This window comes from Bacillus sp. UMB0893 (genome assembly GCF_002858905.1).
Lineage (GTDB): Bacteria > Bacillota > Bacilli > Bacillales > Bacillaceae > Bacillus_P.
The window spans coordinates 382,729-398,100 of sequence record NZ_PKLB01000003.1 but is presented as its reverse complement, the minus strand read 5'-3'; the positions used below and the strand labels follow the sequence as shown (position 1 = coordinate 398,100).

Here is a 15,372-nt window from a genome sequence, read left to right as displayed (position 1 = left end):
CTATAGTAATAAATAAAGAAAATGTCGAATAGGACATGACACCTTTTTACAAAAAGATTGAAGGTGTTTCGTTAAAGTAGATAAATATTGAAATTTTTAAAAGATAGAATATTTATCTTGTATCGTTGTCCAGCGAAACTGCCTTATTGGGGCTACCGCTGGTCGGGAGAGAACGAATCATTTTCATAGAAAAGGAGGCAGCGTTTTGTTAAAGGATTTATTTTCGAAAAAGAAGAAATATGCATCCATTCCTTCTGAGCAGGCAAAGCACGACGTGCCTGAAGGAATTATGACAAAGTGTCCTAGCTGTAAAAAGATTATGTACTCGAAAGAACTGAATAAAAATTTACGAGTGTGCATGAACTGCGGTCATCATCACACTATGAATGCAAGAGAAAGAATTAAAAGTTTATTTGATGAGCATACTTTTACAGAGTTTGATAAAGAAATGGTTTCAGAAAATCCATTGAATTTTCCAGGTTATATGGAAAAGGTTGAAAAAGACCGCAAGAAAACAAACTTGAATGAAGCAGTTGTTACTGGAGAAGGAACCATTAACGGCAATAAAACCATTGTTGCTATTATGGATGCGAGCTTCAGAATGGGCAGCATGGGATCTGTCGTTGGCGAAAAGATTACTAGAGCGATTGAGCGTGCAAACGATCGGGAACTGCCTTTTATCATTTTTACTGCATCTGGCGGGGCAAGAATGCAAGAAGGTGTTCTCAGCTTAATGCAAATGGCCAAAACGAGCTCTGCACTTAAAATTTTCAGTGATAATGGAGGTCTTATCATTTCTGTTATGACCAATCCAACGACTGGCGGAGTTTCAGCCAGTTTTGCATCACTGGGAGACTATAATTTTGCAGAGCCGAAAGCACTGATTGGTTTTGCAGGAAGAAGAATCATTGAGCAGACCATCAGAGAGGATCTGCCTGAGGACTTTCAAACGGCAGAATTTTTAATGAAACACGGACAGCTTGATGCCGTTATTAATCGATTGGATATGAAGGACACTCTTTCAAACATCCTCGAACTTCATACGTCAGGCGGTGGGCCTTCATGGTAGGAGAATTAGAGTTTGAAAAACCAGTCACAGAGCTAAGAAAGAAAATAAGTGAGCTTAAAGAGTTTACTGAAAATACGGATGTTGATCTTTCAGCTGAGATTGAAAAGCTGGAAGGCCGGCTTGAAAAGCTTGAAAGAGACATCTATTCCAATATTCAGCCATGGGACCGTGTTCAAATAGCAAGACATCCGAATCGTCCTACTACAACTGATTATATAGAAAAGCTGTTCACAAACTTTTTTGAGTGTCATGGCGACCGCTATTATGGCGACGATGAAGCTATTGTCGGCGGAATTGCAAAATTTGATGGTCTGCCTGTCACGGTAATTGGCCATCAGCGCGGCAAGGATACTAAAGAAAATATACGCCGCAATTTTGGAATGCCACATCCGGAAGGCTACCGCAAAGCCTTGCGATTGATGCATCAGGCCGATAAATTCAATCGTCCGATTATCTGCTTTATTGATACTAAAGGTGCATATCCGGGCAAAGCTGCAGAAGAACGCGGGCAGAGTGAAGCAATCGCTAAAAATTTGTTTGAAATGGCGGGTTTATCTGTTCCTGTCATCTGCATTGTCATCGGAGAAGGCGGAAGCGGCGGAGCACTTGCACTTGGTGTAGGCAATCATATTCATATGCTTGAGAATTCAACCTACTCTGTTATTTCTCCTGAAGGAGCAGCTGCACTTTTATGGAAGGATGCAGGGCTTGCCAAAAAAGCTGCAGAAACAATGAAAATTACAGCACCTGATTTAAAGAATCTTGGAGTTATTGATGACATTATTCCTGAAGTAAAAGGCGGCGCTCACCGAAATGTCGCTGAACAGGCGAAGAATATTGACAAAGTCATTCACTCTTCACTGAAAGAATTATTGAAATTGGATGGACCTGCATTAATCCAGCATCGTTATGAAAAGTACAAAAGAATCGGCCAAGTTTCGTTTGCGGACGAAATACTTGGGGTAAAATAGATTAACGTGTAGCCTTCATTAAAGGCAGCACGTTTCTTTTTTTAAAGAATTAGACTTATGCACGTCTAAGATTGGGATTTCATGCTCTTTTATAATAAAATCACTAAAAGGTTTTTGCTTAATAAACAATTTAATCTACTAAATAAAAGTTTGAAATAGTAATACATGGAAAATATATGCCGATATTCATATAAGATTATTCGACAAGTCTAAAAGGAAGCGTTTACTTGATTTAATTTTCAAAGATTCGCTGAAAACCGCTCAAAACATGAGGATTTATTGTATAATGAGGAAGGTTTAAATGTAACGTGAAAATTCGACATTTGTCGTTTCTTGTCTATTGTGTTGCCCATTTCTTCATGTTATTTTAATATCACATACTACTTTGGGGTGAGAAAAATGAAAAAAATTGGCGTGTTAACTAGTGGAGGAGATTCGCCTGGTATGAACGCAGCCGTACGAGCTGTTGTACGAAAAGCGATCTATCATGATATAGAAGTGTTCGGAATTTATCACGGTTATTCTGGATTAATTGCTGGACATATTGAAAAGCTTGAACTTGGTTCTGTAGGAGATATTATCCACCGCGGGGGTACAAAGCTCTATACAGCACGCTGTCCCGAATTTAGAACTGTAGAGGGACAATTAAAAGGCATTGAGCAATTAAAGAAACATGGAATTGAAGGCTTAGTTGTCATCGGCGGCGATGGATCTTATATGGGAGCCAAAAAGCTGACAGAACATGGTTTTCCATGTGTAGGCGTTCCGGGAACCATTGATAATGATATTCCAGGCACTGATTTTACTATTGGATTTGATACAGCTTTAAATACGGTTATCGATGCGATCGATAAAATTCGAGATACAGCAACCTCACATGAACGTACATACGTGATTGAAGTTATGGGAAGACATGCAGGAGATCTTGCTTTATGGTCAGGACTTGCAGGAGGAGCAGAAACCATTCTGATTCCTGAAGTGGACTATGACATGGAAGATATACTTGCCCGTCTGAAGCACGGAACAGACCGCGGCAAAAAGCACAGTATCATTATTGTTGCAGAAGGAGTAGGCAGCGGAGTTGACTTCGGGAGAAAAATCGAAGAGGCTACAAGCCTTGAAACACGTGTTTCTGTTTTAGGACATATACAGCGCGGAGGATCACCGACAGCGTTTGATCGTGTATTAGCAAGCCGTCTAGGTGCTTATGCCGTAGAATTATTGCTTGAAGGCAAGGGCGGGCGTGCAGTAGGAATTCAAAGCAACAAATTAACGAACCATGATATCCTTGAGATTTTAGATACGAAACACACAGTTGATCAAAACATGTATCAGCTTTCTAAAGAATTATCAATCTAAATAAAATCAGTTTGGTATCGTTTTCACAACTATCTATAGGAGGAATAAATCGAATGAGAAAAACGAAAATAGTCTGTACGATCGGCCCTGCAAGTGAAAGTGTTGAAAAGCTCTCGCAATTAATGGAAGCGGGAATGAACGTTTCCCGTTTGAATTTCTCACACGGTGATTTTGAAGAGCACGGAGCACGAATCAAAAATATCCGTGAGGCATCAGGGAAATTAAAGAAAGATATCGCGATCCTTTTGGATACAAAAGGACCTGAAATCCGTACACATTCTATGCAGGATGGTGCAATTGAGCTTGTTGCAGGATCTGAAGTGATCGTTTCCATGACTGAGGTTTTAGGAACAGCCGATAAGTTCTCTATCTCGTACGAAGGATTAATCGATGATGTTCATGCAGGATCTATCATATTATTGGATGATGGACTGATCGGACTTGAAGTTCTTGAAATGAACAAAGAAGCGAAAGAAATCAGAACTAAGATATTAAATACAGGAACATTGAAAAATAAAAAAGGCGTTAACGTTCCGGGTGTGAGCGTAAAACTTCCAGGCATCACAGAGAAAGATGCAAAAGATATCATTTTTGGAATTGAACAGGGAGTAGACTTCATTGCTGCTTCATTTGTACGCCGTGCAGCAGATGTTCTTGAGATTCGTGAATTGCTTGAAAGACATGATGCAGGCCACATCCAAATCATTCCTAAAATCGAAAACCAGGAAGGCGTTGATAACATTAACGAAATCCTGGAAGTTTCAGATGGTTTAATGGTTGCACGCGGTGATTTAGGTGTTGAGATTCCTGCTGAAGAAGTGCCATTAGTTCAAAAAGATCTCATTAAAAAATGCAATGCTTTAGGCAAACCAGTTATCACTGCGACTCAAATGCTTGACAGCATGCAGCGCAACCCTCGTCCGACACGCGCTGAAGCAAGTGATGTTGCTAACGCGATCTTCGACGGTACTGATGCAATCATGCTTTCAGGTGAAACGGCTGCAGGTTCATATCCGGTAGAAGCAGTTCAAACAATGAATAATATTGCTTCACGGGCAGAACAAGCACTTGATTACAAACAAATTCTTGCGAAACGCAGTGAACAAGTTGACATGACAATTACAGATGCAATCGGACAATCGGTTGCGCATACAGGCCTTAACTTAAAGGCAGCTGCAATTGTAGCAACTACAGAAAGCGGCCATACAGCACGAATGATCTCAAAATATCGTCCAAAAGCTCCGATTGTGGCGGTTACTTCATGTGAGTCAGTTTCACGCAAGCTTGCTTTGGTGTGGGGTGTATACCCGCGCACGGGCGAACAAACAACATCAACAGATGAAATGCTTGAGGCAGCTGTACAAGAATCGCTGCAATCCGGCATTGTAAAACATGGTGATTTAGTTGTTATTACAGCTGGCGTGCCAATTGGCGAAACTGGCACTACAAACTTAATGAAAGTTCATGTTGTCGGCGATGTAATTGCTAAAGGCCAAGGAATCGGACGCAAATCCGCTTTCGGTAAAGTTGTAGTTGCCAGTTCAGCTGCAGATGCTGAAGCAAAAATGACGCAAGGAGCCATTTTAGTATCCCAGTCCACGGATAGAGATATGATTGCTGCTTTGGAAAAAGCATCCGCATTAATTACAGAAGAAGGCGGATTAACAAGCCATGCAGCTGTTGTTGGCTTAAGCCTTGGAATTCCAGTTATCGTTGGAGTAGAAAATGCAACTTCAATTTTTAAAGATGGCCAGGAAATCACAGTTGATGGTTCTCGCGGTGCGGTCTACCAGGGACACGCAAGCGTTCTTTAAAATAATACGAAAAGAGAAGGGCTTTTCCTTCTCTTTTTTGCATGGTTTAAATATACTCTTGATAAAAGGATAAATGAGGTGCAAAAGAATGCGTTATTTGCTTCCGTTTTTAATCATCATACCTGCTTGTGAAATTGGCATTCTTCTTTTTTCAGGAAAAACGATTGGAATTATTCCTACAATTCTCCTGATCATTGCTACTGGTATAGCTGGAGCGTGGCTTGCGAAGAAGCAAGGACTTGAGGCGATACGAAAAGTACAGCAGGAAATGAGCTTTGGCAAGATTCCTGGAGAATCCATTTTAGATGGTCTCTGCATTCTCGTTGGCGGATTACTTTTATTGACACCTGGTTTTGTAACAGATTTAACGGGATTTATTTTATTAATCCCGGCAACTAGAAAATTTGTGAAACCTCTTTTGCAAAAAGCGATCAGCAAAAGCATTGACCAAAATCGTTTTAAAATCATACGATAAAAACCGCCGGTGCAGGCTGCATCAGCGGTTTTTTATTCAGTCCGAAATTGAAAAGCTGCCTTTAAACCTTTTTTGCAGCAATAAATCGCCAAATGTCTTCAAAAACTCTTGCATTATGGAGAGCATTAAAGATAACTAAAGCAACAGGTCCTGCAATGAGTCCAAGAAACCCAATCAGTTTAAATCCGACAAAAAGCGAAATTAAAGTGGCGAGAGGATCTAGTCCAATAGTTGTAGATAAAATCTTTGGTTCCATCATCTGACGCTGAATTAAGATAATAATGTAAAGAACCCCTAATCCAATCGCAAGCGGCATATCACCGCTGAAGGCTGAATAAACGATCCATGGAACGAAGACAAGACCAGTGCCAAGATAAGGAAGCAAATCGACAATGCCAATCAATAAAGCGATGGTAATTGCATAATCAACCCTTAAAAAGAGTAACCCTATTAATACCATAATTGTTGTGATGCTGATCAGAATAAGCTGTGCTTTCATAAAGCCCAGCAGTGCTTTTTTTAAGTCATCAAGTACAGTTCTTCCGCTTTTTCTTGCTTTGAGAGGGAGGTATTTTCGCATCATCGCCTTAAACTTATACCAGTCTTTGCTTATGAAAAAAGCAGCAAGCAGTGAAAAGATCGTAACGGTGGCAGCATTAGGAAGCCAGCTGATGAATGCGGGAATATTTTCCAGAAGATTTTTTAAAAACTCGCCTGCATTAGAACTGATTTTTTCACCTGCACTTTGGATATTTGATAAAATAGTTGCTTGCTGATTCGGATCCAGCGTATTAAAAATGGCGGCTATGTCTTCATATACTGGAACCACTCTGTTCGCAATAAACGTTTCAATGTATACAATCAGTGTTTTGAAATGCTCGGGAACGGATGTTGCTAAATAAGTCGTACCTGTTACAAGTTCAGATATCAATAATGTGACGATTCCTGCAAGAATAACGAACAAAAATGAAATGGCAAGAAAAACAGCTGCACCGCGTGCCACGCTTTTTTCAAGGATATTGACAATCGGGTTAATAAGAATTGCAAGAATGAAGCCTATTATAAATGGATAAGTGAGCGCTGAAATATAATAGACGGATGCGATTGAAGCTATTATCACACTTATCACAAGCACTAGTCTTACTGTTACTTGAACAAAATAGGCACTCAAAATTTCCCCTCCCATTATTTTATTAGAAAGGCTCTTTTCGTAAATATTGTTGCTTTTGCTGGTCAGTAAAAAATCGGGTTTTGAATTTTTTACAATATTTTCTGCGTTCAAATCAGTTTGGTAATTTGAGGAAAAGAGCTCGACCGGGAACTTAGCGCGTGTGCGATAACCCTGCGTAAAGCAACACTCAATGCGAAAACAGCCAATAGAAAAGAATTTTAATAGGAAAACACGTTTTGAAAGGATGTAAGAAAATGAATCAACCTGTCCTATTTTTAATCATATTATTGTTCATCGGATTTATTGCCAAAAATCAATCATTAATGTTCGCAGTGGGCTTTTTGCTGCTGATTAAATTAACCGGTCTTGATCATAAGCTGTTCCCTCATATTCAGTCAAAGGGAATAAATTGGGGCGTCACAGTCATAACAATTGCTGTTTTAGTGCCGATTGCAACTGGAGATATTGGGTTTAAACAGCTGACAGAGGCAATGAAATCTTCATATGCATGGATAGCGCTTGGAGCAGGAATAGCTGTTGCACTAATTGCGAAAAACGGTTTGACACTGCTTGCCGAAGACCCCCATATCACGACTGCCCTTGTGTTTGGAACGATTTTGGCTGTATCTTTATTTGGCGGAGTAGCAGTCGGGCCGTTGATTGGAGCAGGGATTGCCTATTTGGTGATGCAAACCGTCAAATTTTTTGGTTAATATAATAAATTCTGATACAATGAGTGAGAAGGCACGCTAAAAACCCATGATTCTTCTTAAATATCATTTTTCTGACAAATTTTTTGGTTCTGGAAATTCTTTTCGTTCACAAAAATCAGATAATTGTTTATAATGGGTATAGGCAGTTTATTTTCGCCTTCTTCTTAAGTAAAGTCACAATTGAAGATAACATTCGATGTGGCTATTATATTGGCTGTAAATGTAAGCATTTTCTTTTTAAAAATGCTTGTGTATTGAGCAAGCGCTCGGTCGTTTAAACGATGAAAAGAAAGGGCAAATAAAAAGAAAAGACCATTTTGTCGAATGCTATCTTTTATTGTTGACGAGAAGAGCGATCAATGGGGATATTTTTTGCAAAGGAGAGATTTACATGACAACAACACGGGGTCTTGAAGGAGTAGTTGCAACTACTTCATCAGTAAGTTCAATAATTGATGATACTCTTACATATGCAGGGTATAACATCGATGATTTAGCAGAGAATGCTAGTTTCGAAGAGGTTGTTTATTTATTGTGGCACAGAAAGCTTCCAACAAAAGCGCAGTTAGAAGAAATTAAAAAAGAACTCGCTGAAAATGCAGAGATTCCGCAGCAGATTGTCGATCATTTTAAATCATATGATCTTCAATCCGTTCATCCGATGGCGGCCCTGCGCACAGCTGTTTCCCTTCTTGGTCTATTTGACAGCGAAGCAGATGTGATGGAAACGGAATCGAACTACCGAAAAGCAATACGCCTTCAGGCAAAACTTCCTACAATTGTGACAGCATTTGCGCGCATCCGCAAAGGACTTGAACCAATTAAGCCGAAAACAGATGTTAGTTTAGCAGCTAATTTCCTGTATACTTTAACTGGTGAAGAACCAAGTGAAGTTGCAGTAGAAGCTTTTAACAAAGCACTAGTTCTCCATGCAGATCATGAACTCAATGCATCTACATTCACTGCACGCGTTTGCGTAGCGACTCTATCAGATGTATATTCTGGTGTAACAGCTGCAATTGGAGCGCTTAAAGGCCCGCTTCATGGCGGAGCGAATGAAGCCGTAATGAAGATGCTGAAAGAAATAGGCGATATTGATAACGTAGATTCGTATGTTCATGAAAAATTTGCTAGAAAAGAGAAAATCATGGGCTTCGGTCATCGTGTTTACCGTCAAGGTGACCCGAGAGCGAAACATCTGAAGGAAATGTCTGAAAAAATGACAAACCTGACAGGCGAGCCAAAATGGTTCGAAATTTCAACGAAGGTTGAGGAAGTTGTAACAAGTGAAAAGGCCATTCCGCCAAATGTTGATTTCTATTCAGCATCCATGTACCATAGCTTAGGAATTGACCACGATTTGTTCACGCCAATCTTTGCTGTAAGCCGTGTATCTGGCTGGCTTGCACATATTCTGGAGCAATACGACAACAATCGCCTGATCCGCCCTCGTGCAGATTATACAGGTCCAGATATGCAAAAGTACATTCCGATTGAGCAGCGCGGTTAAATTTCGGATGAATATGAGACTGACACAGCCTTTTCCTGGATGATCAGAAGGTATGAAATATTCTGCATCCAGACTCACCGCCTAACTCCCTGGCCAGAACAGTTCCGCCGATGAAGTCAAAATCGGACTTCCCCGTCAGATCCCTATCTGTCCAGCGGAGCTAAACAGGCGGTTCCGCTTTACTTGCGATGTCTAGCTCCACCGCCTAACTCCTCGGCCAGAACAAAATCCCCTAAAAAGTCAAAACCGGACTTTTCGGGTGATTTCTTATCTGTCTGTCGGAGCTAAACAGGCGGTTCCGCTTTTCAAATAATACATAACAGGAGGTAATTATTTTGACACAAGGACAAAAAATTACAGTAACAGATGGAGTATTAAACGTACCTAATAACCCGGTCATTCCATTTATTGAAGGAGACGGCATTGGTCCTGATATTTGGGCAGCAGCATCACGTGTTTTAGAAGCAGCAGTTGAAAAAGCATACAATGGCGAGAAACAAATTTCATGGAAAGAAGTATTGGCTGGAGAAAAAGCATTCAATCAAACTGGCGAATGGCTGCCAGAAGAAACACTAGATGTTATCCGTGAATACTTCATTGCGATTAAAGGCCCTTTAACAACTCCTGTCGGCGGAGGAATTCGTTCATTAAACGTTGCTCTTCGTCAAGAACTTGATTTGTTTACTTGCCTGCGTCCTGTCCGCTATTTTAATGGTGTGCCATCTCCGATCAAGCGTCCAGAAGATACTGACATGGTTATTTTCCGTGAAAATACTGAAGATATCTATGCTGGAATTGAGTATGCAAAAGGATCTGTTGAAGTTGAAAAGCTTATTAATTTCTTGAAAAATGAATTAGGCGTTAATAAAATTCGCTTCCCTGAAACTTCTGGAATCGGCATTAAGCCAGTTTCTGAAGAAGGAACACAGCGTTTAGTGCGTGCAGCCATCAACTACGCAATTAAAGAAGGACGCAAATCAGTTACATTAGTTCATAAAGGAAATATTATGAAATATACTGAGGGTGCTTTCAAGAACTGGGGCTACGAATTAGCTGAAAAAGAATTCGGCGATCAAGTATTTACTTGGGCTGAATACGACCGAATCGTTGAAAAAGACGGCAAGGATGCTGCGAACAAAGCACAGCAGGATGCAGAAAATGCAGGCAAAATCATCGTCAAAGATTCAATTGCAGATATCTTCTTACAGCAAATCTTGACTCGTCCTCGTGAATTTGACGTAGTTGCAACAATGAACTTAAATGGAGATTACATTTCTGATGCACTTGCTGCTCAAGTAGGCGGAATTGGCATCGCTCCGGGAGCTAATATTAACTATGAAACTGGACATGCTATTTTTGAAGCTACGCATGGCACAGCGCCAAAATACGCAGGTCTTGATAAAGTAAATCCATCATCTGTTATTCTATCTGGTGTGTTAATGCTTGAGCACTTAGGCTGGAATGAAGCAGCTAAATTAGTTGTTGACGCGATGGAAAAATCAATTTCAGATAAAGTGGTTACGTATGACTTTGCCCGTTTAATGGACGGTGCTAAAGAAGTAAAATGCTCTGAGTTCGCGGATGCTTTAATCAGCAAAATGTAAGTAAACAGGTTAAGGCTATTTTTCACTTGAAAAATAGCCTTAACTATACTTAGTTAAAGGGGATGTTTTGAATGGGTATGAAACGTAAAAAGGTCTCAGTTATCGGTGCTGGTTTTACTGGTGCTACAACAGCATTTTTATTAGCTCAAAAAGAACTTTCCGATGTTGTATTAGTAGATATTCCGCAGCTTGAGAATCCTACTAAAGGGAAAGCTTTGGATATGCTTGAAGCAAGCCCAGTACAAGGATTTGATGCTAACATTACTGGAACAAGCGATTATGCTGACACAGCTGATTCTGATATCGTCATCATCACAGCGGGCATTGCACGTAAACCCGGCATGAGCCGTGACGATCTTGTCCAGACAAATCAAAAGATCATGAAGAGCGTTACACATGAAATCGTAAAATATTCCCCAAATACGATTATCATTGTTTTAACAAACCCTGTTGATGCAATGACATATACAGTTTACAAAGAATCTGGATTCCCGAAAAGCCGTGTAATCGGACAATCAGGCGTTCTGGATACAGCCCGTTTCCGTACATTTGTTGCTCAGGAGCTGAATCTTTCTGTGAAAGATGTAACAGGCTTCGTTCTTGGCGGACATGGAGACGATATGGTGCCTCTAGTGCGTTACTCTTATGCAGGCGGTATTCCTCTTGAAACACTCATCCCTAAAGATCGTTTAGAAGCGATTGTTGAGAGAACTCGTAAAGGCGGAGGGGAGATTGTTAATCTACTGGGAAATGGAAGCGCGTATTATGCTCCAGCAGCTTCATTAGTAGAAATGTCTGAAGCTATTCTTAAAGATCAGCGCCGCGTTATTCCTGCGATTGTGTACTTAGAAGGTGAGTATGGCTTTAATGGAATTTATTTGGGTGTTCCAACTATTCTTGGCGGAAATGGCCTCGAGCAAATTATCGAACTTGAATTAAAAAATGATGAAAAAGAAGCTTTAGCAAAGTCTGCTGAATCTGTGAAAAGCGTTATGAAGGTTCTTTCGTAAAAGAAATATCCTAAGAAGTTGGGGAGAAATCTCTAACATCTTTAAAGCAATTATTGTAAACGTTTTCAAAAAAGGGAGGTGTTTATGGATGCTGCTTGGCAAAAAAAGAAAGCTTGGCAGGCAAGTCGGCGAAATCACAGCAGGTGAGAAATTAACGTTGACCGAAAAGATTGAAGATAAAGATTTGCTCTTGTATCTTGGATTGACGAATGATGCGAATCCGCTTTACATTCAGCATGACTATGCTTCATTAACACCCTATGAAAAACCGATTGTCCCAAGTATTATGCTGACAGGAATCATTACATCCGCTGTTTCAAAATATTTGCCTGGACCCGGAAGCCATATTTTAAAGCAATCTATATCATTTCCAGAACCTGTTTATCACTACAGCATGATCCAATTTTTCTTTGAAGTGACAGAAGTCAATACGTCAGATAATCAAATCACGCTGCATGTCACAGCATTGAATGACAAAGAAGCAACGGTCATTGAAGGAACAATTTCTGTTATGCCGCCAGTTCAATTGACTTCAATGGACGGAAATGCTCTCGAAAATTTCTAAAATTAATCCCAGCACCCTAAATGGTTGCTGGTTTTTATTTTTCAGAAAGGCTCTTTTCGTAAAGTTTGTTACTTTTAGAAAAAATGGTTAAACCTTAAGTGGGTTGTAGCGGAAGGCACTTGTCTCCTGCGGGAAATAGAGGCTCCCATCCCTCCTCGCTGAAAGCAAGTGCCTTGCAGCGGAAATCCACGGGTATAATTAAACACCTAAAACAACAATCAATGCGAAAACAGCCTTCAGAAAAATGAGGATAATAAAGTTAATTCCACGAAACCCCGAAGTTTAAAAAATACTTGCTGAAAATCAGGCGTAACAGCATCTGTCTATTCATGAGCCTGCTCTCTGCAAAGATTGGAATTTGTTGCTCAAATTAGGTCATTATAATAAAAAGAAAACTTTTTTTCGCAGCTAAAACGGCACGAATCCAAAAGAAAACGTTTGTTCAATTGCTTCTATCCTCTATAATGGAGATAGAAAAAGAGAAAAAGCGTTTTGGATCGCTTGGGGTAAAACTATTGGTGGAGGCTTATATGAGTAAGAAAATTTTAGTCGTAGATGATGAACAATCAATTTTAACCTTGCTTCAATATAATCTTATTCAAGCAGGTTTTGAAGTAATTACAGCAATCGATGGAGAAGAAGGTCTTCAAAAAGGATTAAACGAATCACCCGATTTAATGGTTCTTGATCTTATGCTGCCAAAGATGGATGGCATTGAAGTCTGCAAACAGCTGAGACAAAAAAAATCATGGTTCCGATCTTAATGCTTACGGCTAAAGATGATGAATTTGATAAAGTGCTTGGTTTGGAACTCGGCGCAGATGATTATATGACAAAGCCTTTCAGCCCAAGAGAAGTTGTTGCACGGGTAAAGGCTATTTTAAGAAGAACACAAGTGTCAGCAGAAACAGATACTAAAGAGGTTGATACGTCAGAAAGAATGATGATTGGAGATCTGAAAATCCTCCCTGAACATTATGAAGCGTATTATGGTGATGAACGCCTTGAGCTTACTCCGAAAGAGTTTGAATTGCTTGTGTATTTGGCTAGACACAAAGGGAGAGTCCTGACTAGAGACCAATTGCTGAGTGCGGTATGGAACTATGATTTTGCAGGAGATACGCGCATTGTAGATGTTCATATTAGCCACTTGCGTGAAAAAATCGAAAGAAACACAAAAAAACCACTTTATATTAAAACCATTCGCGGATTAGGCTACAAGCTTGAGGAGCCAAGAATGGATGACTAGGTTTCGTTCACGCCTAATATTTGCACTCATCACACTAATAATTGCTGTCCTGATTGGACTTGGACTTCTGCTCGGACAAATTTTCGGCAGTTACTATACAAGTTCTTTTCAGGAACATGTGGAAAAAGAAGCGAAGGTAACAGAATTAATGATCCAGGAAAAAGGATTAGCCTCATCAGATTTTAATTCTTTTTTGCAAAAATACAGCTATGCGATAAATTCGCATATTACGATTTATGACAGAAACGGCAATGTATTAAATGATGCCGGTACGTTTCGGCAGAACCATGACGCTATTGCCAAAGAGATTCTGCTGAAGCATCGCAATTCGCAAAAAGGCTTCAAACTGAATATTGATGAAAAAGATCTCTATTATTATGGCTTGCCCATCATAGAAAATGATGAGAAGCAAGGCTACATAGTGCTAACCTCTACTGAAAATTCATTAAAGAAAATCAATCAGCAAATTTGGGGGCTTCTCGTTGCAAGTTTAGGAATTGCTTTGATTGTTATTCTTTTGCTCGCTGTCAGAATTACATCTCGGTACACAAGACCGATTGAATCTGCAACAAAAGTTGCGATGGAACTTGCTAAGGGCAACTATAAGGCTAGAACATATGAAGATCATCTCGATGAGACAGGAATGCTGAGTCAATCGATCAATGTGCTGGCAAGGAATTTGCAGGATATGAATCGTGCCCAGGAAATGCAGCAGGATCGTCTGCAGACTTTAATTGAAAATATGGGCAGCGGGTTGATATTAATCGATGGACGGGGCTATATCAATCTTGTAAACCGCGCCTATAAAGAACTCTTTAATATTGAATCCACTCATTTTTTATATAAACTTTATTATGAAGCATTTGAACATCAGGAAATCATTGATTTAGTAGAACACATTTTTATGACGGAAATTAAGGCTCGAAAACAGCTTCATCTTCCGCTGAAAATTGAGCGCAGGCATTTCGAGGTGTATGGAGCTCCAATTATAGGCACAAACGATGAATGGAAAGGCATTGTCCTCGTTTTTCATGATATAACTGAACTGAAAAAACTGGAACAAATGAGAAAAGACTTTGTAGCAAATGTTTCGCATGAGCTAAAGACTCCAATCACCTCCATTAAAGGGTTTACCGAGACCTTGCTTGATGGTGCACTTGAAGACCGGCAAACACTTGAATATTTTCTATCAATCATTTTGAAGGAAAGCGACAGGCTGAAAACTCTGATTCAGGACTTGCTCGATTTATCAAAAATTGAACAGCAAGGCTTTAAGCTTAACCTTCAAAACTGCAATCTAAAGGAAATTCTTGAAGAAGTCATTATAATGCTCAGAAGCAGAGCAGAAGAAAAAGAAATCAGTCTTACGCTGCATGTAAATGCTGAAGAACTGTATGTATATGGCGATGACTACCGGCTGAAACAAATTTTTATTAATCTTATAAGCAATGCATTGAACTATACAACTAAAGGCGGCAATGTCAATGTGTTCTTAAAAGACGGGGAAAAGCACGTTACCTTTATCGTTAGCGATACTGGTGTAGGAATTGAAAAAGAAGAAATTCCGCGGATTTTTGAACGTTTTTACAGGGTGGATAAAGCAAGGAGCAGAAATTCAGGCGGTACTGGACTAGGTCTTGCCATCGTGAAGCATTTGATTGAAGCGCATAAAGGTCAGATTTTTGTAAATAGCTCTGTTGGTGAAGGAACTACATTTACTGTAAAACTAAATAAAGAGCAGCTAGTTGAATAGTTTTACATTATATTTACATCACATTTAATTTTGCTTAATAATGTACTGATAATATAATAAGTGAAAACCCCTTCATCCAAGGAGCCAATCTTTTGGACGAGAACACTCC

12 protein-coding genes and 1 pseudogene are annotated in these 15,372 nt (G+C 39.7%); 12 read left to right on the top strand and 1 reads right to left on the bottom strand.

The genetic code is table 11. The annotated features are described in order from the left end of the window. Window positions 1–205: 205 nt before the first annotated feature. From accD to CYJ36_RS09840, 5 genes are all read left to right on the top strand, one after another. Window positions 206–1,069, top strand: coding sequence for an acetyl-CoA carboxylase, carboxyltransferase subunit beta (gene accD / locus CYJ36_RS09860; RefSeq protein ID WP_101567087.1), 864 nt, complete (start codon window positions 206–208; stop codon window positions 1,067–1,069). Beyond that, a complete protein-coding gene (gene accA / locus CYJ36_RS09855) occupies window positions 1,063–2,040 on the top strand; it encodes an acetyl-CoA carboxylase carboxyl transferase subunit alpha (RefSeq protein ID WP_101567086.1) in 978 nt (325 codons plus the stop codon). The genes accD and accA overlap by 7 nt, the downstream gene beginning before the upstream one ends. Before the next feature lie 399 nt (window positions 2,041–2,439). After that, window positions 2,440–3,399 carry a 6-phosphofructokinase gene (gene pfkA, locus CYJ36_RS09850; RefSeq protein ID WP_101567085.1) on the top strand — a complete coding sequence of 320 codons (960 nt, stop codon included), beginning with the start codon at window positions 2,440–2,442 and terminating at the stop codon, window positions 3,397–3,399. Window positions 3,400–3,452: 53 nt separating this feature from the next. Beyond that, entirely contained in the window at window positions 3,453–5,213 is a 1,761-nt protein-coding gene (gene pyk, locus CYJ36_RS09845; RefSeq protein ID WP_101567084.1) for a pyruvate kinase, read from the top strand. A gap of 88 nt (window positions 5,214–5,301) precedes the next feature. After that, window positions 5,302–5,688, top strand: a complete 387-nt coding sequence (locus tag CYJ36_RS09840) for an FxsA family protein (protein WP_101567083.1) — start codon at window positions 5,302–5,304, stop codon at window positions 5,686–5,688. Between the two features lie 61 nt (window positions 5,689–5,749). Here the strand turns inward: CYJ36_RS09840 and ytvI are convergent, their stop codons facing one another. After that, window positions 5,750–6,859, bottom strand: a complete 1,110-nt coding sequence (gene ytvI / locus CYJ36_RS09835) for a sporulation integral membrane protein YtvI (protein ID WP_257962436.1) — start codon at window positions 6,857–6,859, stop codon at window positions 5,750–5,752. Between the two features lie 254 nt (window positions 6,860–7,113). Between ytvI and CYJ36_RS09830 the strand changes: the two genes are divergently transcribed. From CYJ36_RS09830 to pnpS, 7 genes and pseudogenes are all read left to right on the top strand, one after another. Then, window positions 7,114–7,572 carry a DUF441 domain-containing protein gene (locus tag CYJ36_RS09830; protein ID WP_101567081.1) on the top strand — a complete coding sequence of 153 codons (459 nt, stop codon included), beginning with the start codon at window positions 7,114–7,116 and terminating at the stop codon, window positions 7,570–7,572. 391 nt (window positions 7,573–7,963) lie between these two features. Continuing rightward, entirely contained in the window at window positions 7,964–9,082 is a 1,119-nt protein-coding gene (gene citZ / locus CYJ36_RS09825; protein ID WP_101567080.1) for a citrate synthase, read from the top strand. Between the two features lie 335 nt (window positions 9,083–9,417). Then, window positions 9,418–10,686 (top strand): NADP-dependent isocitrate dehydrogenase, encoded by a 1,269-nt coding sequence (gene icd, locus CYJ36_RS09820; RefSeq protein ID WP_101567079.1) that lies wholly within the window; start codon window positions 9,418–9,420, stop codon window positions 10,684–10,686. Between the two features lie 71 nt (window positions 10,687–10,757). Then, the gene (mdh, locus tag CYJ36_RS09815) at window positions 10,758–11,696 is read left to right on the top strand and encodes a malate dehydrogenase (RefSeq protein ID WP_101567078.1); all 939 of its coding nucleotides are present in this window, start codon (window positions 10,758–10,760) and stop codon (window positions 11,694–11,696) included. Between the two features lie 88 nt (window positions 11,697–11,784). After that, window positions 11,785–12,261 carry a MaoC/PaaZ C-terminal domain-containing protein gene (locus CYJ36_RS09810; protein ID WP_101567077.1) on the top strand — a complete coding sequence of 159 codons (477 nt, stop codon included), beginning with the start codon at window positions 11,785–11,787 and terminating at the stop codon, window positions 12,259–12,261. A 530-nt stretch (window positions 12,262–12,791) separates the two neighbouring features. Beyond that, window positions 12,792–13,510, top strand: a pseudogene (locus tag CYJ36_RS09805) (winged helix-turn-helix domain-containing protein). Then, window positions 13,503–15,263, top strand: a complete 1,761-nt coding sequence (gene pnpS, locus CYJ36_RS09800) for a two-component system histidine kinase PnpS (RefSeq protein ID WP_101567076.1) — start codon at window positions 13,503–13,505, stop codon at window positions 15,261–15,263. Before CYJ36_RS09805 ends, pnpS begins: the two are co-directional and overlap by 8 nt. Window positions 15,264–15,372 lie beyond the last annotated feature (109 nt).

Bases quoted from the DNA above. Each gene is read 5' to 3' on its own strand.
- citZ (WP_101567080.1), top strand. From the start codon at position 7,964: ATGACAACAACACGGGGTCTTGAAGGAGTAGTTGCAACTACTTCATCA.
- accA (WP_101567086.1), top strand. From the start codon at position 1,063: ATGGTAGGAGAATTAGAGTTTGAAAAACCAGTCACAGAGCTAAGAAAG.
- CYJ36_RS09810 (WP_101567077.1), top strand. From the start codon at position 11,785: ATGCTGCTTGGCAAAAAAAGAAAGCTTGGCAGGCAAGTCGGCGAAATC.
- pnpS (WP_101567076.1), top strand. From the start codon at position 13,503: ATGACTAGGTTTCGTTCACGCCTAATATTTGCACTCATCACACTAATA.
- mdh (WP_101567078.1), top strand. From the start codon at position 10,758: ATGGGTATGAAACGTAAAAAGGTCTCAGTTATCGGTGCTGGTTTTACT.
- pyk (WP_101567084.1), top strand. From the start codon at position 3,453: ATGAGAAAAACGAAAATAGTCTGTACGATCGGCCCTGCAAGTGAAAGT.
- CYJ36_RS09840 (WP_101567083.1), top strand. From the start codon at position 5,302: ATGCGTTATTTGCTTCCGTTTTTAATCATCATACCTGCTTGTGAAATT.
- pfkA (WP_101567085.1), top strand. From the start codon at position 2,440: ATGAAAAAAATTGGCGTGTTAACTAGTGGAGGAGATTCGCCTGGTATG.
- CYJ36_RS09830 (WP_101567081.1), top strand. From the start codon at position 7,114: ATGAATCAACCTGTCCTATTTTTAATCATATTATTGTTCATCGGATTT.